Raw genomic sequence first — 21,588 nt, 5'->3', positions numbered from 1 at the left:
GTAGCCTGGGCTTGATGCCCGCTTAGGATTTGACGTTTTCTTAGGAATTCGCCCAGTTGCGGCACATCGAGGAAGTCGAACGGGCGGCGGAGACCACGGCCTGCCACGGCGGGAGGTCGTGGCCGGGGCGCGGGCGCACCACCCAGCGCGAGCCGGGCTCGCCGGAGGTGCGCGGCGGCAGGGCCAGCCGGGTGCCGGGCGCGAGCAGCTGGACGTCTATCCGGACCAGGTCCAGCACCGTGTCCACGCGCACGGGGGTGACCGGGCCGGTGAGGAAAACCCAGCGCTCGGGGTGTCCGGGGATGCCGAGGACCGGGCCGGTGAGCAGGTGGAGGGAGAGCATCGCGTTCGTCTCGGCGCCGAGCCCGGCGCGCATCGAGATCGCGCCGACGGCGTCCCCGACGACGAGCTCGGCCGGGCCGGGGGCGAACCCCGGGGCCAGAGCGGGCAGCTGGACTGAGGCGGGAGGCTCCGAGATGAGCGTCATGGCTTCTATCCCCTCGTGTGGCGAGGTACGTGATGTACCTCACTTCCACCAAGGAAAGCATCTGGTTCCACCATTCGACCGTCAACCGGTTATTAACGCTCTCAAAGCGATGAAATTTGCACAAAAGTACCGACCTGCGTGCATTAGCCCGATGCATTTGACGGAGGTGCTCGACGGTGACGGACCGGCCACGATCCGTGTCCAATCGAGGCCGTCCTCCTCGACGCGGGGCCGCGCGACCGGTACTCCCTACCTAAGTCCGAGCCACGTAGTCCGAGTCCGGACCGCGCGAGGAGGTTGTGATGGCAGGGATCATCAGTGAACCCGGGATCCGTTCGATCCCCGGCCTCCTGCACGCCAGGATCCGCAGCACCCCGGACGCCGAGGCGTTGCGCTTCCGCGGCGCGTCCGGCTGGGAGTCCCTGACCTGGGCCGAGACCGGCGTCCGGGTCCGCGAGCTGGCGCTCGGGCTGCTCGCGCTCGGCGTCGGCGAGGGCCGCACGGCGGCGATCCTGTCCGGCACCAGGGTGGAGTGGCTGCTCGCCGACCTCGGCGTGCTCGCCACCGGGGCCGCCACCACCACGATCTACCCGTCCAACACCGCGGACGAGTGCGCCTACGTGCTCGCCGACTCCGGCAGCGCGGTGGTCTTCGCCGAGGACGAGGGCCAGGTCGCGAAACTCCGCTCGGTGCGGGAGCGGATTCCCGGCGTCGCCAAGGTGATCGTCATCGACGGGACGGCGGGCGCGGACGACGACTGGGTGCTCACCCTCGACGACGTCGTCGAGCTCGGCCGCGAGTCGCACCCCGCCGGCTACGACCGGGCCGTCGAGGCGATCACGCCCGACCGGCTGGCCACGCTGATCTACACCTCGGGCACCACGGGCAGGCCCAAGGGCGTCGAGCTGACCCACGACAACTGGCTCTACATCGCCGAGGCCGTCGACCCGCTCGACCTGATGCGCCCCGACGACCTGCACCTGCTGTGGCTGCCGATGTCGCACGTGTTCGGCAAGGCCATCGAGATCGCCATGATCAACGGGGGCACGCCGACCGCCGTCGACGGGGCGGTCGACCGGATCGCGGCGAACATGGCCGAGCTGCGGCCGACCGTGCTCGGCGCGGCCCCGCGCATCTTCGAGAAGATCTACAACACCGTGCTGGCCACCGTGCGCGCCGAGGGCGGGGTGAAGCTGCGGCTGTTCCGCTGGGCGCGCGGGATCGGCCTGCGCCACGCCGCTGACCGCCGCGCGGGCCGCCGGTCCCCGCTGTGGCTGCGCGCCCGGTTCGCGGTCGCCGACAAGCTCGTCTTCGCCAAGCTGCGGGCGCGCTTCGGCGGGCGGGTGCGCTACTTCGTCTCCGGCTCCGCCCCGCTGTCCCCGGAGATCGGCGAGTTCTTCGACGCGGCGGGCCTGCAGATCCGCGAGGGCTACGGCCTGACCGAGACCTCGGCCGCCTCGTTCCTGGCCCGGCCGGACGAGCTGAGCTTCGGCGCCATCGGCAGGCCGCTGCCCGGCACGGAGGTCCGCATCGCCGACGACGGCGAGGTGCTGATCAAAGGAAGGGGCGTCATGCGGGGCTACCGAGGGCTGCCGGAGGCCACCGCCGCCGCGCTGGAGGACGGCTGGCTGCACACCGGCGACATCGGCGAGCTGGACGAGCGCGGCAGGCTGCGGATCACCGACCGGAAGAAGGAGCTGATCAAGACCTCCGGCGGCAAGTACGTCGCGCCGCAGGCGGTGGAGGGCAAGATCAAGGCGGCCTGCCCGTACGTGGCCAACGCGCTGGTGCACGGCGACCGGCGGAACTTCTGCGTCGCGCTGGTGACCCTGGACCCCGACCTGGTGGCGAAGTGGGCGGGCGCGCGCGGGCTGTCCTGCGACATGGCCGAGCTGACCCCCAACCCCGAGCTGCGCGCCGCGGTCCAGGAGGGCATCGACGCGGTCAACGCGACGCTGGCCAAGCACGAGACCGTGAAGGCCTTCGCGATCCTCAGGGACGACTTCACCGTGGAGCGCGGCGAGCTGACGCCGAGCATGAAGCTGCGGCGGCGGGTGGTCGAGGAGCACTACCGGGACCTGCTGGACGGCTTCTACGACGGGATGATCGAGAAGGTCTAGCAGCGACCGTCACCGCCCCACCCCCGCAATCTTCACTCTTCCGTGTCGCCATGCGACCCGATCGTGTTCAGCGCGACCTTTCGGCACGCCGAACGATGCGCTCGGTGACGCGCCCCCGGGGCAATTCCTTCGTTAGAGTGGCCGCCTGGCCGAATGCCTAACAGCGGCCCCCGTGCCGAAGATATACCGGCAACGGTAATTAATGATCATGTCACGCCGTTTACGGAACACGAAAGACCTGCTGAGAAGCCTTCCGCCGGTAAGAATTAGGTGGCGCATCAAGCATGCGGTATAACGCCAAAACTTGCCACGGCGTCCACGAGTGCCCGCGTCTCAACCCGCCCCCGCGCACACGGTCGGGTTGTACGATGGCCACACACAAATCAGGGCCTCCCGTTCCCGCGGGAGGCCCTGATTCCCCCGATGCGAACATCGAAGGTTGTAAACGCAAAATGAGTATACCGCAGAACCGGGGAACCATTTCACCAGGTCACCCCATCCGAGCTACCCGTTCACCACTACGGAGCAATAGCGCCGCGCCGCACGGCGGTCCGGCGCTGGAGCAGGTCACGATCGGCCGGGACCTGCTCGGCAGGCCGAGGCTGTCCCGCACCACCGTCGAGACCTTCCCCGCCGGGACGCGGTCACGGCTGCGCGCCGCCCCGCTTGCGCAGTGGCACCCCGGCATCGAGCAGGATGGTCCGGATGACGTGGTAGGACAGCCCCGAGCTGGCGGAGAGGGCGCGCAGCGTCTCCCCGGCCAGGTAGGCGTCGGCCAGCGGGGCCACGTCGACGGAGTAGGTGGCGGCGGGCGCGAGGACCGGTTCGACCCCGGCCTGGGCGAGCAGCAGCCGCAGCGTGCGCCGGTCGATCCCGGTCTCGTGGGCCAGCTCGCGCATCGAGCGACCCCGGCCGTACGCGCTCGCGACGGCCTCGGCCGTCTCGTCCACCGTCTCACGCAGGCAGGTCGCGTCACTCGTGCGCACCCCCGCCTCCAGTAGCAGCTGACGCACCTGGGCGGGGCGGCGGTTGACCTCGCTGGCCAGTTCCTGGATCGGGCTCCGGCTGCGCAGGAAACGGGCGGCGAGTTCCAGGGCGATCTCGCGCCGCTGCTGCCCGTAAAGCCGGGGCGGGTGCTCAGCCATGGGACCCGTCCCGGCGCACCAGGGACACACTGCCACCTGGCCGAAGAAAGGACCCAGCGGAAAAAGACTCGTATTTCGCAGCGAAACAAGAATAGGATTCCACCCGAGCTGCCGTCACACCCGCAGCGCCTCCAGTCCCCCGACAGTCCCCCGACCCGGTGACAGCGCAGGTGGCGAACTCCAGCTATCTCGCTAGAGAACCCCACCGATACCGTCACAAGCACATTGCGCCCTCGGCAAGGCTATCCAAGGATTAACACGGGTGTCCAGACGGTCATCCACTGTCCACTCGGACAGCCGCGGATGGATTCGGGGGTCCAGCGATGTACAGAACCGGAAAACCCGTTGTTACCGAGGCCGCGTTCCCGGAATCGGAATGGCGCACCTCGGCCGACTGCTCCGGCAAGGGCGACGACTGCGTCGCCGTGAACCTGGGCCGGACCGGCTGGGTGGGGGTGCGCGACACCAAGCGGCCCGACGGCCCGGTCCTGAGCTTCACCGACGACGAGTGGAGCGCAAGATCCTTCAGGACCTGCGCAAGGCGCGCGGCCTGGTCCAGAAGGCCGTCGGCGAGCAGGCGTTCGCGAAGAAGATGAGCCAGAAGTTCGTCTGCGACCTGGAGTCCGGCAAGATCGACAACGCCGCCCTGCCCCGCTACGTCGCGGACCTCAAGGTCTTCTTCGGCGTTGATCCCGGCACCGCCGCCATGATGGACCGGCTGTGCCAGACGCCCACGACGATGCGCGAGTGGCGCGGCGAGCACGAGAGCGTCCCGACCTACTTCCGCTACTTCATGGCGCAGGAGATCTGGGCCGTGGCCATCCTGCAGTGGCAGGACAACCGCATCCCCGGGCTGATCCAGGCACCGGGCTACATGCGCGCCCTGTTCGCCGAGGACCACGATCCGGAGAAGGCCGAGGCGCTCGCCGCCGCCCGGCTCGGCAGGCAGCGGCTGTTCGAACAGGAGGACCCGCCGCGGTACGAGGTCGTCCTGCACGAGAACGCCGTGCGCCGCCTGCACCGGGCGTTCGAGGCGGCGATCGCCACGGAACAGCTCCTGCACATCGTCGCGCTGATGGAGAAGTTTCCCTCCGTCACGGTGCGAATCCTTACCCGCGACGGTGAGTTCCCCGATCTGCCGCAGGGCTTCGCGGTGATGCGTTTCCCCGACGCCCACGGGGATTGCGTCTACGTGGAGCCCAGCGGCCGCGGCGACTACGAGGACGACGAGTCCTATGTGGACGACAACGCGAGGGACTTCGACCGGTTGCGGGACGCGGCGTTGAGCCGGGACGAGAGCGTCGAGCTCATGCTGCGGCTCGCGGGCTGAGCCCCGCACTCATTCCTCGATGGCGCCGCCAATCTCGCGCAGGTGCCTGCGGAAGGTGTGCGCCGGGTCCGCCGCGCGCCGGGCCAGGTAGTCGTCGAAACGGGTCTGCTGCCGCAGGGTCCGGCCCGCCCGGATGAGATCGGCCTGGTCGCGCTCGGTCCGCCGGATCCGAGCGGCGACGGCCAGCACCTCGTCGACGCGCTCGGCCGGAACGAACACCACGCCGTCGGGATCACCGAAGACGACGTCCGCCGCGGAGATCAGGTGCGGGCCGAACCGCGCGGTGCTCAGCGCGTCGGGCTCCTGCTCGTCCAGCCGCACGGGGCCGGGCGGGTAGCTGCCGTAGCTGAACACCGGCAGGCCGATCTCGACCAGCTCCGGCGTGTCCCGGTGCAGGCCCCAGACGGCGAGGCCGGACACGCCCGCCGCCGCGGCTTCGAGGACGGCGAGGTCGCCGACGCACGCCTCGTCCTCACGCCCGCCGTTGTCGATCACGAGGACGTCGCCCGGCGCGGCGTTGCCGAAGGCCTCCAGGAAGACGTCGACGCTGCCGTAGTGCCGCACCGGGAGCGCGCGGCCCGCGAGGCGGTGTCCCGGGACCACGGCGCGAATGCCCGAAGGGGCGGATCTGAGCGGCACGTTAGCCCGAAGGCATGCGTCTGCCACCAATGGCGTTGACAGGTCTGCGAAAGCGTCCAACATGACGTTGATGATGACCCTCCGCTACGAGGACGCCGCGCACCGGGCAGTCGCCTGGCTGTTGGAGCGGCGGCGGCCGGACGACCTCGCGTGCTACTACAAGTCCCCCGCGGTACTCGGTCTCGCCGGGCATCCGCGTGAAGCCCGGGACGTGCTCGACGAGGCGGTCGCGAAGTTCGGCACCGCGGACGGTGACTTCGCGACGGCGGCGGGCGTGAAGAGCCACAACGCGATCTTCACCGAGTTCTGGTCCTATCCGAACGGCTGGATCGCGTTGGCCGCTCAGCGATTGGGACGTTTCGGCGTCGCCCAAGCCACCTACCGGCACCTGCTCGGCTACCGCGGTGCCGATGGCGGGTTCCGGTCGAATCCCGCCGCCGAGCCGGATGTGCTGACCACGGCGCACATCGGGCTGGTCGCACTCCAGCTCGGCGACCTCGACACGGCTCGCGCGGCGGGCCGATGGCTGTCGCGGTTCCTCGCGTCGGGGCCCGAGCGGGGGCAGGAGTTCCTGCTGCGCGCCAACGGGACCGGGGCCCTCCAGGTACTGAGTACCGGAAAGCCCGACCAGCCGTACTTCATGATCGGGTATCCGATGGCGTTCCTCGCCAAGCTGCACGACGCCACCGGCTCGGCGGACGCCCTCGCCACGGCCGAGGCGTTCGCCGACTACGCGCTGCGGTGCGGCGAGAACCTGCGGAGCTGCCTGTTCAGCCACAAGGTGGCGTGGGGCGCCGCGCTGCTCGCGAGGGCGACCGGCTCGGAGAACTACGCGGAGCTGGCCACGGACATCGCCGAGCACCTGCTCAGCCTCCAGTCACCGGACGGCTCCTGGTCGCCGGACGCGCCCGACCACGCGACCTTCGACGACACGGCGGAGATCGCGCACTGGCTGCTGGAGATCAATGCCGAGCTGCCGGGTTTGCAAAAGCAATGAGTTATGTGCGTATGGGGTCCCCGGCCTCCTACCGTCGTCGGCATGCCGGAACTCCTCGTCGAAGCCGAAGCCGATGTCCTTCTGTGGAGCCAAGATCTCGGTGATCCCGCCGCTCCCCCGCTGTTGTTGATCACGCCGGACGTGTCGTCGTCGGAGCACTGGCCCGACGATCTGCTCGCCGGGTTCGCCGCGGCCGGGTTCCGGGTGCTGCGCTACGACCAGCGCGACACCGGGCGGTCCACCCGGCGGGACTTCGAACAGCACCCGTACACGATCGACACGCTCGTCAAGGACGCGATTCGAATCCTCGACGACTGGGGGATAAACCGCGCTCACGTTTTCGGTTTCGGGATGGGTGGGGCGATCGGACAACTCCTCGCGATCGAGCACGCCGATCGGCTTCTTTCGGTGACGCTGGCGGGGAGTTTCGCGCTCGGCGTGGACTTCTTCGGGAACTGGGAACGGGCGCTGAACGGGGAACCGTCCGCCGACGGTCTTCCGCCGCCCCGCATGGAGTTCCTGGACGCCGTCGCGGGCGGCGATCACGAGGACCACCCGCACGCGCACCTGCCCGACACGCTCCTCGAACGCGGCCCTGACCTGGCCCGGATCACCACCAGGACGCTGGTCGTGCAGGGCGCGCTCGACCCGATCTGCCCGCCGCCGCACGGCCGCCACCTCGCGGACCGGATCAGCGGGGCCGATTTCGTGGAGATCGCCGATCTGGGCCTGGAGTTCACCGAATCCAATCGCGGGCCACTGGTGCGCGCGGTCGCCGGGCACTGCCTGCGATAATTCGCCGGTGAGCACCGGCACCGACATTCGGCAGGAACGCGCGTGGATCACGCCCCGGATCGCGTGGAGCGTTTTCGGCGCCGCGATCCTGCTGCACGCGCTGACATTTCTGATCTGGCCGAAGGCGGCTCCGGTCGGCGTGGACCTGAACGTGTACCGGGCGGCCGGGGAGACGGTGCTCGCCGGCCGCCCGCTCTACGAGGGGCCGATCACCTTCCAGATGGAGTGGACCTACACGCCGTTCGCCGCCCTCGTGTTCGTGCCGTTCGGCGTGGTCCCGGTGATCCCGCTGGCCGCGGTGGTCACCCCGGCGCACTTCCTGCTGGTGATCCCCGCGGTGATGCTGTCGTGGCGCACGCTGGGCTACAAGCGGGACCGCGCGCTCGTCGCGACGTCGGTGCTCATGGCGGGCGCGGCGCTGTGGCTGGACTCGGTGTGGCTGACCACCGCGCTCGGCCAGGTCAACCTGGTGCTGATGATGCTGGTGCTGCTGGACGTCAGCCGGTTCCGCGACTCCCGCTGGCAGGGCGTGTGCGTCGGGATCGCCGCCGGGATCAAGCTCACCCCGCTGATCTTCGTCGGCTACCTCGTGGTCACCGGGCGGTTCCGCGCGGCGGCCACCGCGCTGGCCACGTTCGCCGCCACCATCGGGCTCGGGTTCCTGCTGCTGCCCCGCGACGCCGCCCGGTACTGGGGCGGGGTTTTCCTGTCCTCCAACCGGATCGGCGACACCGCCTCGTACAGCAACCAGTCGATCAGCGGGATGCTGGCGCGGCTGACCGGGAACAACAACGCGACGTCGGCGACGTGGCTGGTGCTCGCCCTGATCGTCGGCGGGCTCGGGATGGGCCTCGCGGTGTGGGCGCACCGGCGCGGCGAGGAGCTGCTCGCGGTGACGGTGGTCGGCATGACCGGGACGGCGGTGTCGCCGTTCTCCTGGGAGCACCACTGGGTGTGGTTCGTCCCGCTGCTGGTGTACCTGGTGCACCTCGCGCGCACGGCCGGACGGCCCGGGTGGTGGGTGGTCGGCGGGGTGTACGCGCTGACCTTCGCGTGGATCGTCAGCTTCCCGCCCGCCGGGGGCAGGACGCAGCCGGAGATCGGGTTGTTCGCGCTGCGTTCGTGGCCGTGGCTCGAAGCGGTCACCAGCAACGTCTACCTGCTCGTGTTCGCGCTCTCCTCGGTGTGGATCGTGTTGCGGCTACGGAAAACCACTGTCGCGCGACCGTCCTGACGTGGTTCGGTCGGCCATGACCTCGCTGTGGAGCGGAGAGCTCGTCCGGTTGCGCGCCGTCGAGCCCGAGGACTGGGCCGCCTTCGCCGCCTTCGACCGCGACACCGCCGACCAGCGCGCCACCGACCGCGTCTTCCCGCCGCGCTCGGAGGCCGGTTACCGCGCGTGGGCGCAGGAGCAGTCCACCGACTCCGACGCCTTCCGCCTGGTGATCGAGGCGATCGCCGGGAGCACGTTCGTCGGCTCGATCAACACCTTCGACGCCCGCCCGCTCGACGGCTGCTTCAGCTACGGCCTCGGCGTGCTGCGCCGGTACCGCCGCAAGGGCTACGCGCGCGAGGCGATCACGCTGCTGCTCGGCTACATGTTCGGCGAGCGCAGGTACCAGAAGTGCGACGTGGGCGTCTACGCCTTCAACGAGGATTCCCTTGCGCTGCACCACAAACTCGGGTTCGCGGAGGAGGGCCGCCTGCGCCGCCAGGTGTTCACCGGCGGCACGCACCACGACCTCGTGCGCTTCGGCATGACCACCGAGGAGTTCACCGCGCTCATGCCCTGAACGGGTCGTTCCGGGCGTTGAGTTCCCCGAACGGGTCGTTCAGGGCATAACGACGTCGGGTGGGCGAGGGTGGCTTTCGCACGCTCCGAGGGACCCCCCGCTTTCAAGCATTGCCTGGGCTGTGATGAAGGGGCAAGCGCAGCGGCGGGGTGGGTGGAGTTCCACTCAGGGCGGCCCATCGTCCACTGTGGACGATGGGGTAACCAATGTGGCATTCGTTACGTCCAGCGAAACAAATGTCACATTGGGTACAACCGGAGGGGTCAGGGTAGGCGGGCGATGAGGACGCCGCGGCGGTCGAGGGTGACCTGGTCGCCGAGGTCCTGGCCGGTGAACGCGTCGGTGGCGTCCGGCGGGACGGGCACCGGGACGGCGAACACGTTGTGGTTGAGCAGGAAGAGGAACCGGGTGCCGTCCTCGGTCCTGCGCACCGTCACCTCCACACCCGCCGGGGCGCCCGGGAGGACGGGGGCCGCACCGGCCGCCGCGGCGGCCTTGCGCAGCAGGGTGCCCATGGTGGTCGCGTCGGGCTTCGTGCCGAGGTAGTAGGCCACGCCCGCGCCGTAGGAGCGGCGGGTGATCGCCGGGCGGCCGGAGAGCTCACCGCCCGCGAAGGTGGCGAGGGCCTCGGCGCCCTCCAGGTTGATCCACTCCGACCACAGGGTGCCCGTGCCGTGGTGGCCGTCGGTGAGGGCGAGGCCGACCGCGCCGTGCGGGGGCAGCGGCCAGAACTCCTCCACGTGCACGCCGAGCAGTTCGCGGAACGGCGCCGGGTAGCCGCCGAGGTGCACGCGGTCGTTGCCGTCGACGATGCCGGAGAAGAACGACATCACCAGGTGGCCGCCGGTGCGCACGTACTCGATCAGGTTGGCCGCCACGTCCGCGTCGACGAGGTACAGGTTGGGCACCACGACGAACCGGTAGCGGCTGAGGTCGGCGGCGGGGTGCACGATGTCGGTGGTGATCCGCGACTCCCACAGCGGGTGGTAGTGCGCGAGGTTGGCGTCGACCTGGCTGAGGTCGGTCGCCGGGTGCGACTCCGCCTCCAGCGCCCACCAGCTGGACCAGTCCATCAGCAGCGCGGCGTTCGCCTCCACCCGCGAGCCGAGGATCTCCGGCAGCTTGGACAGCTCGGCGCCCAGGTCGGCGACCTCGCGGAAGATCCGGGTCTCCGGCCCGGCGTGCGGCACGATCGCGGAGTGGAACCGCTCGGCGCCACCGCGGGACTGCCGGAACTGGAAGTAGAGCACCGCGTCCGAACCGCGGGCCACCGCCTGGTAGCTCCACAGCCGCATCTGCCCCGGAGCCTTGGGGGCGTTGCGTTCCCGCCAGTTCACCGCGCTCGGCGCCTGCTCCATCAGCAGCCACGGGCGGCCGTCGCCGAGCGAGCGCATCAGGTCGTAGTTGAACGCGACCTCGACGTGGGTGTCCGCGCGGTGCGGGTCCGGGTAGGAGTCGTGGGAGATCACGTCCTGGTGCCGCGCCCACTCGAAGAAGTCGACGGACTTGGCCAGCCCGAGCAGGTTGGTGGTGACCGGAACGCCCGGGGTGTGGGCGCGCAGCACGTCCTTCTCCAGCAGGAAGCACTCCAGCATCGCGTCGGAGGAGAACCGCTGGAAGTCCAGGTTCTGCGCGGGGTTGGGGATCGCCGGGACGGTGCGCGGCGGCAGCACCTCGTCGAAGCTGGAGTAGCGCTGCGACCAGAACGCCGTCGACCACGCCTCGTTGAGCCCGTCGACGTCGCCGTAGCGGCGGGCCAGCCAGCCGCGGAAGGCCTCGGCGGAGACGTCGCAGTAGCAGGTGGACACGTGGCAGCCGTACTCGTTGCCGATGTGCCACAGCCGCAGCGCGGGGTGCCGGGCGTAGCGCTGCGCGATCCGCTCGACGAGCGCGACGGCGTGCTCGCGGTAGACCGGGCTGGACGGGCAGTAGTGCTGGCGCCCACCGGGCCACAGCCGGGTGCCGTCCGCGGTGACCGGCAGCGTCTCCGGGTGCAGCCGGGCCAGCCACGGCGGCGGGGACGCGGTCATCGTGGCCAGGCAGACCCCGACGCCGTTGTCCGCGAGCTTGTCCAGCGCCCGGTCGCACCACCCGAAGTCGAAGGTGTCCGGGCCGGTCTGCACCTGGGCCCAGCCGAACACGCCGACCGTGGCCATGGTGACCCCGGCGCGGCGCATCAGCTCCATGTCGGAGTCCCACACCGCCTCGGGCCACTGCTCCGGGTTGTAGTCACCCCCGAAGGCGAAGGCGTCCAGGCGCATCGCCGTTCGGCATGTCCCAGTCCGGTCGTCGCCGCTCATCGACTCCACTCGACGATGTTGCCAACGCCGCGGCACAGCGTCGAGCACCCAAGCAGGTTGACCTGTTCGGCTCAGGGCCTGCGTGTGGGGCCCGTTCGATGAACACGGGCCTCGCACACAGGCCCTACAGGTCTGCCGGGAGGACCAGCCACTCCAGCAGCTCGGCGTCGGCCAGCCGGGCCAGCGCCGCCCGGACCTCGTCGCGGTCGGCCGCCCAGCCGCGCTCGGCGAAGTAGTCGGCGACGGCACCCACGTCGAGGGTGTCGTCGAACTCGTGGCTCAGTTCCACGTGCACCAGGACCGCGAGGTCCAGCGGGCTGTCCACCTCGTCGAACTCCGCCTGCTCGATCTCGGCGACTCTGCTGTGCTTCTCGGCGGCCTGCTTCTCGGGCATGGCGCAGACCTTAGCCCGCACCGCGAACCCGTGGGCCGGACCGGGTAACCCGTCGAGACCGCGGTCAAACCCGGTTCGCGGCGAACGCCCGATTGGACGACTCCCGTACCGGGTACCTCGCGGGTACGCGGAAGACGCGACCCCACCCGGTGGATGGCGCGCGGCGCCGGGGAGGAGACTGGCCGGGCCGTGCGTGCCGATCGACAGGATGACCAGGATGACCGATGCCGGCGGAGCGGAACCACCCGCGCGGGAAGGCCCGCGATGATCGGCGAGGACGGGCTGCGCTGCCGCATCGAGGACGACCCGCCGCACGCGATCGTGGAACTGCACGGAGTGCTGGACACGCGCACCGCGCCGCTGCTGTGGGCGGCGGCGGCCAAGGCGCTGGCCACCCATCCGACCTGTCTGATCATCGACGCCACGGCACTGCGGCTGGCCGACGACCGCGCCGTGACCGTGCTGCCGACGATCGCGGTCAACGCGGCCGTGTGGCCGGGCAGCGCGGTGGTGCTGTGCACGACCTCATCCGAGCTGCTGTCCCTGTTGCCCCACCAGGGCGCGCACCAGCGCATCGCGGTGTGCCACACCCTGGAGCAGGCCAAGGACATCGCAGGCGGTCAGCCGGTGCTGCCCCGGTTCCGCCAACGCCTTCCGCGGAGCACGAGCGCCCCGCGGCGCGCCCGCGACCTGGTCGACCGGGCTTGTAGGTCGTGGGGACTCACCGAGACCGTCAACGCGGCGCGCACCGTCGCCAGTGAGCTGGTCGCGAACGCCGTGCTGCACGCGCACAGCGAGTCCGTGCTGACGCTGACGCTGCGCGACAGCCACCTGCACCTCGCGGTCAGCGACTGCAGCAGGCACCGGCCTCAGCCACGCACTCCCGAGGTGACCGGGGGCCGGGGTCTGGTCCTGGTCGAGGGGCTCAGCATCGCGTGGGGCGCCGAGGTCACCACCGCCGGGAAACGCGTGTGGGCCATGCTCGACGCCGTGTAGCGGCTTCCCGCTGAGCCGGAAGCGCCGCTCCGCCTGGTCAGGTGATCGGAGATGACAACGGTTCCCCCGTAGGCTTCTCGCGCGGACGATCAGGGATGGGGTGCTTGGCGTGGCTGAGGCTTTCCGGGCGAGCGTGCGCCTGCGGCGGATCGCGCGGCAGTTGCGGCAGTGGCGCGACGCCGCGGGCAAGAAGGGGCAGGACATCGCCCCGCAGCTGCGCTGGTCCCCCGCGAAGCTCAGCAAGATCGAGAACGCCGCGCAGCCCATCTCCCCGGTGGACGTGATCGCCCTCGCGCTGATCTACGGGGTGTCCGATCCCGAGCGGGACCAGCTGTTCCAGGACGCGGTGGCCGCGCAGGAGCGGCAGTGGTGGGAGGACTACAACACCGAGGCCCTGGTGCAGGTGGCCTACGACTTCGTCGAGCAGGAGGCCGAGGCCGCGCGGCTGTCGACGTTCAAGACCGACCTGATCCCCGGGCTGTTGCAGACCCACGGCTACGCCGAGGCGCTCGCGCTGGCCGATCTGCCGAAGGTCAGCGAGGAGATCGCCAAGCAGCGCGCCGAGGTGCGCACCGCCCGGCAGGCCCGGATCCGCGGTGAGAACCCGCTGCGCTTCGCGGCGGTGATCGGTGAGGCCGCGCTGCGCCAGGTGGTCGGCGGCCCGAAGGTGATGCTCGGTCAGCTGGAGAGGTTGTTGGAGCTGACCGAGCTGGAGACCGTGCTGATCCAGGTGCTCCCGTTCTCCGCGGGTGCCGTCCCGGCCATCGGATCGCCGTTCACGGTGCTGTCCTTCGACCAGGATCACTACCAGGACACGGTGTACGTCGAGAACCTGGTTTACGGCTTCTACCTGGAGGAACAGGCTTCGGTGGAGCGGTATAAGCTCAGTTTCGCCGGCCTACAGGAGGCCGCGCTCGACTCCGACCGGTCGATCGACAAGATCACCGAGATCGCGGGCGGACTTCGATCCTCATGAGGGAGCCCCCAGATGCGCGTCCCGGATTCTTCGGGAGTGTTATGGCGCAAGAGCAGCCGTAGCAACGGCAGCGGCAACGAGTGCGTGGAGATCGGCTTCGCGCGCGCCAGGATCCTGATCCGGGATTCGAAGCACCCGGACGGCCCGGCCCTGGCGTTCGGCCCGGCCGCGTGGAGCAGGTTCCTCTGCGCGGTCAAGGCGGGCTGTCACGACGCGGGGTGACCATCGGGGGTTCCCGTCGGGGCTGGTCCACTCGGACCGGCCCCGTTCTGCTACTCGCGGGCTTTCTCGTCGGTGATCGTCCACACCAGCTGCAGCCAGTCCGAGGCCGTCAGCACCGTGAGCACCGATGCCGCCACCCGCGTCGGCCTCGGCGCCAGCACGAGCGCGGCCACGAACCCTCCGGCCGCCCACGCCCCGACGCAGAACGGGCACGTCAGCAACTCCCCCACCGTCCGCCGCAGTCCGCTCCCGCGCGGCTCCTCCCGCACCTCCGCCGAGCCGGCGGGCCCCTGGTACCGGGTGAAGGGCGCCCGCAGGAAACTCGTCACGCGTTCTTTCGACAGCATCCGGGATGCCTTGTGCGTGGCCACCCCGAGCAACGCCAGGTCGCCCCAGTGAATCCGCTCCGGCAACCGCCGCCCGCCGCGCCGCGCCGCAGTCACCACCGCCCCCGCCAGCACGGCGTACGCGGCAGCGCTGGACGCGTAGCCACGCAGATTGATGTCTTCGCCGTCGCAGTAGTCGTCTGTCATGGCGCAGGGCTACCCGCCTGGATTGCCGTTGAACGTCTCTAGAAGGGCGCGGGTTCGGCGATCGGTTCGGCTTCCGTCTCGGCGGTCTTCCCGTTCGGTGTCCTCCACACGTGGCGACCGGCTTCGCCTCCCTGCGCGCCAACGCCACCGACGCCGAGGGCAGCACCGTCCGGCTGAGCGTGGTGAAGGCGTACCGGATCGGCGGTTGGCCCCGGAGTGCCCGAACTGACGTGGCTCTTTACTCCGCCTTAGGCGATCCGGCCTAACTTCGCGAAACCGGCACGCGTTCCCCCTGCAACGCGTGCCAGGAAGGATCAGCCATGAGGAAAATCCCTGCCCTCGGACTGACGACCCTCATCGCGGCCGCCGGGCTGCTGCTGGGTTCCGGTGCCGCCACCGCGTCGCCGTCCGGACAGGATCCCGTCTTCACGCCCGAGCGCGGCGACGTGGTCTCGATGGTCAACAAGCTCTCCCACTCGACCGCGACCAGCAGGCTGCGCGCCGCCGGGATCACCTGGTCCTCCAGTGGCGGGTGCAGCGACCGCTACAAGTACAACTGCACGTCCTTGGAACAGGTCAACTCCGCCACCATCCAGGGCGCGATCACGTTGAAGAACGCCTCCCGGTGCGCGCTCAACGTGACCGGCGGGACCGAGGTCGGCCACGCTTCGGGCACCTACAGCCACTGGAACGGCTACAAGCTCGACTTCGCCTTGAGCACCTGCCTCGGCAACTACATCACGGGGAACTTCGCCTCCATCGGTGGCAACAAGTGGAAGGCGCCGTCGGGCAACATCTACTACCGCGAGAGCGACCACTGGGACGTGGTTTTCTACAGCTGCGGCTGTTAGTCAGGGAAGGTGGGGGCGCTCGACAGCGCCCCCACTCTCCTACCTGTCGAGCAGGTCGATCACGTCGGCGCGCCCGAAGTGCTCGGCCCAACTCCTTGCGTCACCGCCGAATCGGTGGTCGCGAACGCCCGGATCGGCGCCGTTGTCCAACAGCAGCCGGACCAGGTCGATGTCACCGATTTCGATCGCGGAGTGCAGCGCGGTCTGCCAGGGCTCTTCGATCGGCAGATCACTGCGAGCGCGGGCGTTGACATCGAAACCCTTGCGCAGCAACAGTTCCACCGAGTTCGGGCGACCCTGTGCCGCCGCCCAGACCAGCAGCCCGGGTCGGGCGTTGCGCGCGGCCTCGACGATATGCGCGGGCATGGCCTCGACGACGGCTTCGTCCCCGGCGAGTGCGGCGGAGATGAACGCGTCGACGGGAGCCAGCTCGATCTCGTGCGCACCGAAGCCGCGCAACAGTTCCGCCATCTCACGGCGTCCGTTGCGCAGCGCGGTCTCGATCGGCGTGAACCCGGTGCCGAGCGGGCTGATCACGTCGATCCCGTTGTCGGCCAACAACTTCACCCGATCGCGCTGATCGTGCATGACCGCCCACGCCAACAGCTTGCGCACCGAATCCTGTGGTGAGTCAACGAGATCCGGCAGCAGCCGCCGCCACGGCCCGCCGTCGCCCCGCCCGAGGCCGAACGCCAGCAGGAGCTCGAACGCGTCATCCGCCTCGGAGAACATGCGGTTGTAGAGCGCCTGCCCGTCATTGGGATCAGCGCCCGCGGTGAGCAGCAGCCGCGCCAGCGGGATGGCGTGCGGATGCGGCGGCTGGTCGTCCTCGCCACCGCCGAGCGCTCCGGTCAGCACCGTGAAAGGTGTTGGCAGGCCGAGGAAGAACCGTCCTTCGTTGGGATCGGCCCCGGCGGCGAGCAGCATTCGCGCCGCGGCGAGGGTGTCGTCGAGCCCGACGTCCACGCGGGCGTAGCTGAGGTACATCAGCGGCGGCCAGTCGTACGGACCGGTCGGCTTCGTCGCCGAGGCACCGGAGGCCAGCTGCCGTCCGAGGTGATCGACGTCCGCGCACGCGGCGGCCACCGCGATGCCCTCAGCGGGCAGGTCGGGGTGTTCTTCGAGCAACCGCGCGGCTTCGGCCCGGCGCGGCGGGGCGTCCTCGGCGAAGTTCAGGCACGCCAGCCGCAGGAAGCGGTCCGCGAGCGGCTCGTCACCGCTCGGTTCGGCGTAGACCCAGGAGCGGGCGGTGATCGCCTCGACGTGCCGCACCAGCCGCGTCCAGCTCGCGAACCCGTAGCGGCGGGCGACCGCGCGCTGCGCGTCGGCGAGAGTGCCGCCCGGGAGGGTCCGGCGCAGCTCCTTGGCCTGCTTGCGGAGCTGGCCCAGATCGGGGCGTTCGGGCAGGGGAATGGTCGACATCGCGACCTCCTTCCATGGCCCCGTGGTCCGCGTTACGGGGTGAAAGGAGGTGGTGACCAGGGCACTACCCGTTTCCGCTGGGCAGGCTCAGCCTTTTCCGCGGACCCGGAGGCGACCCAACTCGCCTCCGGGCAGTGTACCCGCCGGGTCAGTTGGTGTCCGGCAGGTTCTCCATCACCATGCCGTCGACCTTGAGCGGCTTCGGCAGCAGGCCGTGCACCGTCATCAGGTCGGCCACCCGCTGGATGCGCACGGTGTCCAGCCGCGTCGGGAACGCGCCGAGGTGCACCAGGCTCGCGGTGACCTGGTCGATGCCCTTGGCGTAGCTCGGCAGGATCTGCTCCACCTTGCCGCGGTCGGACGCCTCCTTCTGGGCGCGCTGCAGCGCCTTGCGGAAGGCGTTCACCGTCTTCGGGTTGTCCTTGGCGAAGGCCGCCGTGGTCGCGTAGCCGGAGATCGGGAAGTCGCCGGTGGCGCCCTGGGCCACGTCCAGCACCGGCAGCGCGCCGAAGTTGCGCTCGGCCTGGGTGATGAACGGCTCGACCATCACGGCCGCGTCGACCTGCTTGTTCTTCAGCGCGGCGGGCATGGCCGGGAACGGGATCTCCACCCAGCTCACCCCGCCGTGGTTCACGCTGTGCGCGTCCATCGAGGCCTTGGCCAGCAGTTCGGCGATGGCGCCGCGGATGGTCACCGCGATCTTCTTGCCCGCCAGGTCCTGCGGGCTGGTGATGGAGGAGCCCTGCGGCACGACGATGACGAAGTTGTGCGGGCGGGCCTGGTAGCCGTCGGCGACCAGCTTGAGGTCGGCCACCCCCTTGGACTGGGCCTCGAAGAAGGACATCCAGTTGCCGACCGAGACGTCGAACTGGTTGCCCACCAAGCCGGTCACGCTGGTGGCGCCGCCGGGGATGGTCACCGTCTCGATCTCCAGGCCCTCCTCGCGGAAGTAGCCCTTCTGGATCGCCATGTGCAGCGGCGCGAAGTCGATGATCGGCATCGCGCCGATCTTGATCCGGGGTTTCTCCAGCTTGGACGTGCCGTCTCCGTCGGCTCCGGTGTCCCCGCCGAGCAGGCCGCAGCCCGTCGTGACGAGGAGCAGTGAGAGAGCGGCGAGGAGCGCCCGCACTTTTCGTCCACAGGTACTACGCGACATTTTTACATTATCTTTCGACGGGGGGCCTCAATGATCGCGAGAGTTATACCAGGCGAAACTGGGAGCATTGCCGGATGACAAGCCGGACGGGGATGTAACACCCTCGGTCTCAACTATTCACACTCCTCCGCCATACGAGTGACCGGGACCGGGGCGATTCCACGTCGCGAATACGCCCCCTCGGCCGGGGTACCAGGCCACATAGACAAGTCTCCACCTGTCGTTTCCGCTCAGCCCGAATAGCCCCGCCTCCCCCTGGACACACCTCTCACCAGTGCGTATTTCACCCGGCCTGACCGGTGATGACTCTTCTACGAACGTTTCGACCAGCACCGAATGTGGTCCGATCGGACGATCTTGTGGAACGTGCACACCGCAACGGCGCCCGTGATCACCCCGACGAGTGCTTCCCGGCCGCTCCCCCACCGGGATGAGCAGCCCTTATGCGCGTGACTAATCGATCAAGCTAGGCCGCCGGGAAATGTGTCGCTAGGGTCTGCCCGCCAAATGCAGACCAGTACAAGTGGCTTGTGAGGAGCAACGTGATCGCTCTCGGCGGCAGGCGCGTCGTGGTGACCGGAATCGGTGTTGTCAGCGCACTCGGCAACACGGTTGAAGAGTTCTTCAACAATCTGTGCGATGGTCAGAGCGGGGTCGGCGAGCTGACCCGTTTCGACACCTCGCGTTGTCCGATCAAGCGGGCCGCCGAGTTGCCGGACTTCAATCCGGCCGAGCACGGCCTCTCCGAGCGGGACATCCGGGTGACGGCCCGGTTCCAGTGGCTGGCCATCGCGGCGTCCCAGGCCGCGGCCGCCGACGCCGGGATCGACCTGCCGCGCAACGAGATCCACTCGGACGCCACAAGATCGCCGAAGAAGCTGGACCGCTTCGGGGTGGCCGTCGGCGTGGCCTACTCCAACGCGGAGATCCTGCAGCGCCAGTACAAACTGCTGGAGCAGGGCGGCAGCCGGGCGCTCTCGGCGCGGCTGTGCAACCTGACCCTGCCGAACTCGCCGACCTCGGCGGTGTCCATCCGGCACGGCCTGACCGGCCCGCTGGTCACGGTCAGCGGCGCGTCGGCCTCCGGGGCCGAGTCGCTGATCGCCGCCTTCGACAAGATCAAGTACGGCCGGGCGGAGCTGATGCTCACCGGCGGCGCGGAGTCCGCGGTCAACGAGATCACCATCGGCGCGTTCGCGCAGAACCGCACCGGCTCCCGGATCGGCATCTGCCGCCCGTTCGACAACAAGCGCGACGGCACGATCCTCGGCGAGGGCGCGGGCATCGTGGTGCTGGAGGAGCTGGAGCACGCCAGGGCGCGCGGCGCCCGGATCTACGGCGAGATGCTGGGCTACGGCCTGCGCGGCGACGCCTACGACATGTCCGACATCCGGCCCGACGAGGCTCCGGGGATGCGCGCCTGCCTTGAGGAGTCGCTGCTCGACACCGGCGTCAGCACCAGCGAGGTCGGCTACATCAACGTGCACGGCACCGGCACCAAGATGAACGACCCGGCCGAGGCTTTCGCCATCCGCAAGGTCTTCGGCTCCGACCCCGCGTCCAGCCCGCTGGTCAGCGGCACCAAGGGCGCCACCGGGCACATGCTCGGCGGCACCGGCGGCGTCGAGTTCATCACCGCGCTGCTGGCCAGCCACCACAACCGGGTGCCGCCGACCTACGGCCTCGAGGACCCCGACCCGCGCTGCGCCGACCTGAACCACGTCGTCGGCAAGGGCATCCCGGCCTCCGTGCCGACCGCGATCACCACCAGCGTGGGCATGGGCGGGAACAACTCCGCCATCATGGTCCGCGGATGGTCCGGCGGCGAAGAGCCGGTGTAGCTGCTTGAGCGGGAGTGTCATGCGTGACGTGGTGATTGTCGGGGCGGGTCCGGTCGGTCTGTGGCTGGCCGCGGAACTGCGCCGGACCGGGGTCGAGGTGACCGTCCTGGAACGGCTGACCGAGCCCGTGCCGCACGCCAAGTCGTTGACTATGCACCCCCGCACACTCGAACTGCTGGCGATGCGCGGGCTGGCCGACCGCTGGCTCGACGAGGGCAAGCGCATCCCCAGCACGCACTTCGCCTTGCTGGACAACAGGTTGAGCTACGCCGGCCTGGACACGAAGTACAAGTTCGTGCTGTTCCTCCCGCAGTCGAGGACCGAGGCGCTGCTCGCCGAGCACGCCTCGGCCCTCGGCGTGGAGATCCTGCGCGGCCGCGCCGTGACCGGGGTCCGTCCTGGTGGTGACTCGGTCACCGTGGAAACCGACACCGGTGAGACCTTCCGCGCTCGGTGGGTGGTCGGCTGCGACGGCCCGTCCAGCACCGTGCGCAAGGCCGCGGGCATCGACTTCGTCGGGACCCCGTCAACGCTGAGCGTGCCGCTCGGCGACGTCCGCCTCGCCGAGCCGCCCGAGGCGGTGTCGTTGACGGTCAACGGGGACAACGGCGCGCTGTTCCTGGTTTCGTTGGGAGACGGCAGGTATCGCGTTTCGCCGACTGACCACTCGATGCTGCACGTCCCGAAGGACGAGCCGTTGACGCTGGAGGAGCTGAAGGAGAGCACCCGGCGCGTCGTCGGCACCGACTTCGGCATGTACGACCCGTCGTACCTGGCGCGCTTCGGCAACGCCACGCTCCAGGCCGCGCGGTACCGCAACGGCCGCGTCCTCCTCGCCGGCGACGCCGCGCACATCCACATGCCGTTGGGCGGTCAAGGACTCAACCTCGGCATGCAGGACGCGACGAACCTGGCGTGGAAGCTCGCCGCGGTGATCCAGGGTTGGGCGCCCTCGACGTTGCTGGACACCTATGAGGCGGAGCGGCACCCCGTGGGCGCACGCGTCATCGAGGACACCCGCGCGCAGACCGCGCTGGTCGTATCGACGTCACCGGAGAACAAAGCCCTGCGCGCCCGGTTCAACGAGCTGCTGGCGGGGCATCCGTCGCTGAATCACGAGCTGGCGGTGCAGGTTTCCGGGCTCGGCGTTTCTTACGGCTCTTCTGGGTGGCGAATGCCGGACCTGGACGTGGGTGGGACTAGCGTTTTTTCTTTGTTGCGGGATGGGCGGTTTGTGTTTTTGACTACGGGGGATGCGCCTTCGCTGGGGTCGCGGGTTGATGTGACGCGGGTGGAGGGGTTGCCTTGGGGTGGGGTTCTTGTGCGGCCTGATGGGCATGTGGCTTGGGTTTCTGAGCCTGGGGCTGGGTCGGTGTCGGACGCTTTTTCTGGGTTGCTTGGGTGGGGTTCCAGCGGGGTCGGCTGAACTTCCAGCGGGGCTTCCAGCGGGGTCGGCTGGACTTCCAGCCTGGGCTTCCAGCTCGAGTGGCTGGGCTTCCAGCGTGGGGCGCTGGGCTTCCAGCGGGGGGCGCTGGGCTTCCAGCGTGGGGGTCGGCTTGACCTGGGGGCCCCTTGCGCGTGCCCTTGGGCC

At 69.7% G+C, this 21,588-nt stretch carries 21 protein-coding genes; 13 read left to right on the top strand and 8 right to left on the bottom strand.

The window, feature by feature from the left end:
* Window positions 1-40: 40 nt before the first annotated feature.
* Window positions 41-487 carry a hypothetical protein gene (locus tag NLX83_RS30065; protein WP_254238589.1) on the bottom strand — a complete coding sequence of 149 codons (447 nt, stop codon included), beginning with the start codon at window positions 485-487 and terminating at the stop codon, window positions 41-43.
* 302 nt (window positions 488-789) lie between these two features.
* On the opposite strand from NLX83_RS30065, the gene NLX83_RS30060 reads away from it, so the two are divergent.
* Window positions 790-2,607 carry an AMP-dependent synthetase/ligase gene (locus tag NLX83_RS30060; RefSeq protein WP_254238588.1) on the top strand — a complete coding sequence of 606 codons (1,818 nt, stop codon included), beginning with the start codon at window positions 790-792 and terminating at the stop codon, window positions 2,605-2,607.
* 644 nt (window positions 2,608-3,251) lie between these two features.
* Here the strand turns inward: NLX83_RS30060 and NLX83_RS30055 are convergent.
* The gene (locus tag NLX83_RS30055; protein ID WP_254238587.1) at window positions 3,252-3,752 is read right to left on the bottom strand and encodes a helix-turn-helix domain-containing protein; all 501 of its coding nucleotides are present in this window, start codon (window positions 3,750-3,752) and stop codon (window positions 3,252-3,254) included.
* 323 nt (window positions 3,753-4,075) lie between these two features.
* Here NLX83_RS30055 and NLX83_RS30050 point away from each other — a divergent pair, with 323 nt between their 5' ends.
* Together NLX83_RS30050 and NLX83_RS30045 are read left to right on the top strand one after the other, a co-directional pair.
* The gene (locus NLX83_RS30050; protein ID WP_254238586.1) at window positions 4,076-4,348 is read left to right on the top strand and encodes a DUF397 domain-containing protein; all 273 of its coding nucleotides are present in this window, start codon (window positions 4,076-4,078) and stop codon (window positions 4,346-4,348) included.
* Entirely contained in the window at window positions 4,261-5,082 is an 822-nt protein-coding gene (locus NLX83_RS30045; RefSeq protein ID WP_254238585.1) for a DUF5753 domain-containing protein, read from the top strand. Before NLX83_RS30050 ends, NLX83_RS30045 begins: the two co-directional genes overlap by 88 nt.
* Window positions 5,083-5,091: 9 nt before the next feature.
* Here the strand turns inward: NLX83_RS30045 and NLX83_RS30040 are convergent, their stop codons facing one another.
* Window positions 5,092-5,784 (bottom strand): RraA family protein, encoded by a 693-nt coding sequence (locus NLX83_RS30040; protein ID WP_254238584.1) that lies wholly within the window; start codon window positions 5,782-5,784, stop codon window positions 5,092-5,094.
* On the opposite strand from NLX83_RS30040, the gene NLX83_RS30035 reads away from it, so the two are divergent.
* From NLX83_RS30035 to NLX83_RS30020, 4 genes are read left to right on the top strand one after another with little or no spacing between them, the layout of a single operon-like run.
* Complete coding sequence (locus NLX83_RS30035; protein ID WP_254238583.1) at window positions 5,783-6,718, top strand: hypothetical protein; 936 nt, start codon at window positions 5,783-5,785, stop codon at window positions 6,716-6,718. The two genes, NLX83_RS30040 and NLX83_RS30035, sit on opposite strands and share 2 nt — an antisense overlap.
* 42 nt (window positions 6,719-6,760) lie before the next feature.
* On the top strand, window positions 6,761-7,513 hold the full coding sequence (locus tag NLX83_RS30030) for an alpha/beta fold hydrolase (protein WP_254238582.1): 753 nt from the start codon (window positions 6,761-6,763) through the stop codon (window positions 7,511-7,513).
* Between the two features lie 7 nt (window positions 7,514-7,520).
* Window positions 7,521-8,747: a glycosyltransferase 87 family protein gene (locus NLX83_RS30025; RefSeq protein WP_254238581.1), complete on the top strand. Its 1,227-nt coding sequence runs from the start codon at window positions 7,521-7,523 to the stop codon at window positions 8,745-8,747.
* Between the two features lies 1 nt (window position 8,748).
* The gene (locus NLX83_RS30020; protein ID WP_254238580.1) at window positions 8,749-9,306 is read left to right on the top strand and encodes a GNAT family N-acetyltransferase; all 558 of its coding nucleotides are present in this window, start codon (window positions 8,749-8,751) and stop codon (window positions 9,304-9,306) included.
* Between the two features lie 263 nt (window positions 9,307-9,569).
* On the opposite strand, the gene NLX83_RS30015 is transcribed toward NLX83_RS30020, so the two are convergent.
* Both NLX83_RS30015 and NLX83_RS30010 read right to left on the bottom strand, forming a co-directional pair.
* A complete protein-coding gene (locus NLX83_RS30015; RefSeq protein WP_254238579.1) occupies window positions 9,570-11,606 on the bottom strand; it encodes a beta-galactosidase in 2,037 nt (678 codons plus the stop codon).
* 124 nt (window positions 11,607-11,730) lie between these two features.
* On the bottom strand, window positions 11,731-12,000 hold the full coding sequence (locus NLX83_RS30010; RefSeq protein WP_254238578.1) for a hypothetical protein: 270 nt from the start codon (window positions 11,998-12,000) through the stop codon (window positions 11,731-11,733).
* A gap of 264 nt (window positions 12,001-12,264) precedes the next feature.
* Here NLX83_RS30010 and NLX83_RS30005 point away from each other — a divergent pair, with 264 nt between their 5' ends.
* The 3 genes from NLX83_RS30005 (at window position 12,265) to NLX83_RS29995 (ending at window position 14,194) form a co-directional block, all read left to right on the top strand.
* Window positions 12,265-12,996, top strand: a complete 732-nt coding sequence (locus NLX83_RS30005) for an ATP-binding protein (protein ID WP_254238577.1) — start codon at window positions 12,265-12,267, stop codon at window positions 12,994-12,996.
* Window positions 12,997-13,105: 109 nt separating this feature from the next.
* Window positions 13,106-13,972: a helix-turn-helix domain-containing protein gene (locus NLX83_RS30000; RefSeq protein ID WP_254238576.1), complete on the top strand. Its 867-nt coding sequence runs from the start codon at window positions 13,106-13,108 to the stop codon at window positions 13,970-13,972.
* A gap of 12 nt (window positions 13,973-13,984) precedes the next feature.
* Complete coding sequence (locus NLX83_RS29995) at window positions 13,985-14,194, top strand: DUF397 domain-containing protein (RefSeq protein ID WP_254238575.1); 210 nt, start codon at window positions 13,985-13,987, stop codon at window positions 14,192-14,194.
* A 50-nt stretch (window positions 14,195-14,244) separates the two neighbouring features.
* Here NLX83_RS29995 and NLX83_RS29990 read toward each other — a convergent pair whose 3' ends face one another.
* Window positions 14,245-14,727, bottom strand: coding sequence for a DUF1360 domain-containing protein (locus tag NLX83_RS29990; protein ID WP_254238574.1), 483 nt, complete (start codon window positions 14,725-14,727; stop codon window positions 14,245-14,247).
* 320 nt (window positions 14,728-15,047) lie between these two features.
* On the opposite strand from NLX83_RS29990, the gene NLX83_RS29985 reads away from it, so the two are divergent.
* Window positions 15,048-15,578 carry a hypothetical protein gene (locus tag NLX83_RS29985; RefSeq protein ID WP_254238573.1) on the top strand — a complete coding sequence of 177 codons (531 nt, stop codon included), beginning with the start codon at window positions 15,048-15,050 and terminating at the stop codon, window positions 15,576-15,578.
* A 39-nt stretch (window positions 15,579-15,617) separates the two neighbouring features.
* Here NLX83_RS29985 and NLX83_RS29980 read toward each other — a convergent pair whose 3' ends face one another.
* The gene (locus tag NLX83_RS29980) at window positions 15,618-17,000 is read right to left on the bottom strand and encodes an ankyrin repeat domain-containing protein (protein WP_254238572.1); all 1,383 of its coding nucleotides are present in this window, start codon (window positions 16,998-17,000) and stop codon (window positions 15,618-15,620) included.
* A gap of 148 nt (window positions 17,001-17,148) precedes the next feature.
* The gene (locus tag NLX83_RS29975; RefSeq protein WP_254238571.1) at window positions 17,149-18,129 is read right to left on the bottom strand and encodes an ABC transporter substrate-binding protein; all 981 of its coding nucleotides are present in this window, start codon (window positions 18,127-18,129) and stop codon (window positions 17,149-17,151) included.
* 569 nt (window positions 18,130-18,698) lie between these two features.
* On the opposite strand from NLX83_RS29975, the gene NLX83_RS42075 reads away from it, so the two are divergent.
* Window positions 18,699-19,997, top strand: coding sequence for a beta-ketoacyl-[acyl-carrier-protein] synthase family protein (locus NLX83_RS42075; RefSeq protein ID WP_254238570.1), 1,299 nt, complete (start codon window positions 18,699-18,701; stop codon window positions 19,995-19,997).
* A gap of 19 nt (window positions 19,998-20,016) precedes the next feature.
* Complete coding sequence (locus NLX83_RS29965; protein WP_254238569.1) at window positions 20,017-21,423, top strand: FAD-dependent oxidoreductase; 1,407 nt, start codon at window positions 20,017-20,019, stop codon at window positions 21,421-21,423.
* Window positions 21,424-21,588 lie beyond the last annotated feature (165 nt).

It is taken from the genome of Allokutzneria sp. A3M-2-11 16 (assembly GCF_024213555.1).
GTDB lineage: Bacteria > Actinomycetota > Actinomycetes > Mycobacteriales > Pseudonocardiaceae > Allokutzneria.
The sequence above is the reverse complement of the archived record's forward strand: the minus strand, read 5'-3'. Positions and strand labels throughout refer to the sequence as shown.

What these genes read in the sequence shown, in the direction of transcription:
- NLX83_RS30030 (WP_254238582.1), top strand. Translation starts at nt 6,761, where the DNA reads ATGCCGGAACTCCTCGTCGAAGCCGAAGCCGATGTCCTTCTGTGGAGC.
- NLX83_RS29965 (WP_254238569.1), top strand. Translation starts at nt 20,017, where the DNA reads ATGCGTGACGTGGTGATTGTCGGGGCGGGTCCGGTCGGTCTGTGGCTG.
- NLX83_RS30060 (WP_254238588.1), top strand. Translation starts at nt 790, where the DNA reads ATGGCAGGGATCATCAGTGAACCCGGGATCCGTTCGATCCCCGGCCTC.
- NLX83_RS30005 (WP_254238577.1), top strand. Translation starts at nt 12,265, where the DNA reads ATGATCGGCGAGGACGGGCTGCGCTGCCGCATCGAGGACGACCCGCCG.
- NLX83_RS30040 (WP_254238584.1), bottom strand. Translation starts at nt 5,784, where the DNA reads ATGTTGGACGCTTTCGCAGACCTGTCAACGCCATTGGTGGCAGACGCA.
- NLX83_RS29990 (WP_254238574.1), bottom strand. Translation starts at nt 14,727, where the DNA reads ATGACAGACGACTACTGCGACGGCGAAGACATCAATCTGCGTGGCTAC.
- NLX83_RS29985 (WP_254238573.1), top strand. Translation starts at nt 15,048, where the DNA reads ATGAGGAAAATCCCTGCCCTCGGACTGACGACCCTCATCGCGGCCGCC.
- NLX83_RS30010 (WP_254238578.1), bottom strand. Translation starts at nt 12,000, where the DNA reads ATGCCCGAGAAGCAGGCCGCCGAGAAGCACAGCAGAGTCGCCGAGATC.
- NLX83_RS30065 (WP_254238589.1), bottom strand. Translation starts at nt 487, where the DNA reads ATGACGCTCATCTCGGAGCCTCCCGCCTCAGTCCAGCTGCCCGCTCTG.
- NLX83_RS29980 (WP_254238572.1), bottom strand. Translation starts at nt 17,000, where the DNA reads ATGTCGACCATTCCCCTGCCCGAACGCCCCGATCTGGGCCAGCTCCGC.
- NLX83_RS30055 (WP_254238587.1), bottom strand. Translation starts at nt 3,752, where the DNA reads ATGGCTGAGCACCCGCCCCGGCTTTACGGGCAGCAGCGGCGCGAGATC.
- NLX83_RS29995 (WP_254238575.1), top strand. Translation starts at nt 13,985, where the DNA reads ATGCGCGTCCCGGATTCTTCGGGAGTGTTATGGCGCAAGAGCAGCCGT.
- NLX83_RS30015 (WP_254238579.1), bottom strand. Translation starts at nt 11,606, where the DNA reads ATGAGCGGCGACGACCGGACTGGGACATGCCGAACGGCGATGCGCCTG.
- NLX83_RS30035 (WP_254238583.1), top strand. Translation starts at nt 5,783, where the DNA reads ATGACGTTGATGATGACCCTCCGCTACGAGGACGCCGCGCACCGGGCA.
- NLX83_RS30050 (WP_254238586.1), top strand. Translation starts at nt 4,076, where the DNA reads ATGTACAGAACCGGAAAACCCGTTGTTACCGAGGCCGCGTTCCCGGAA.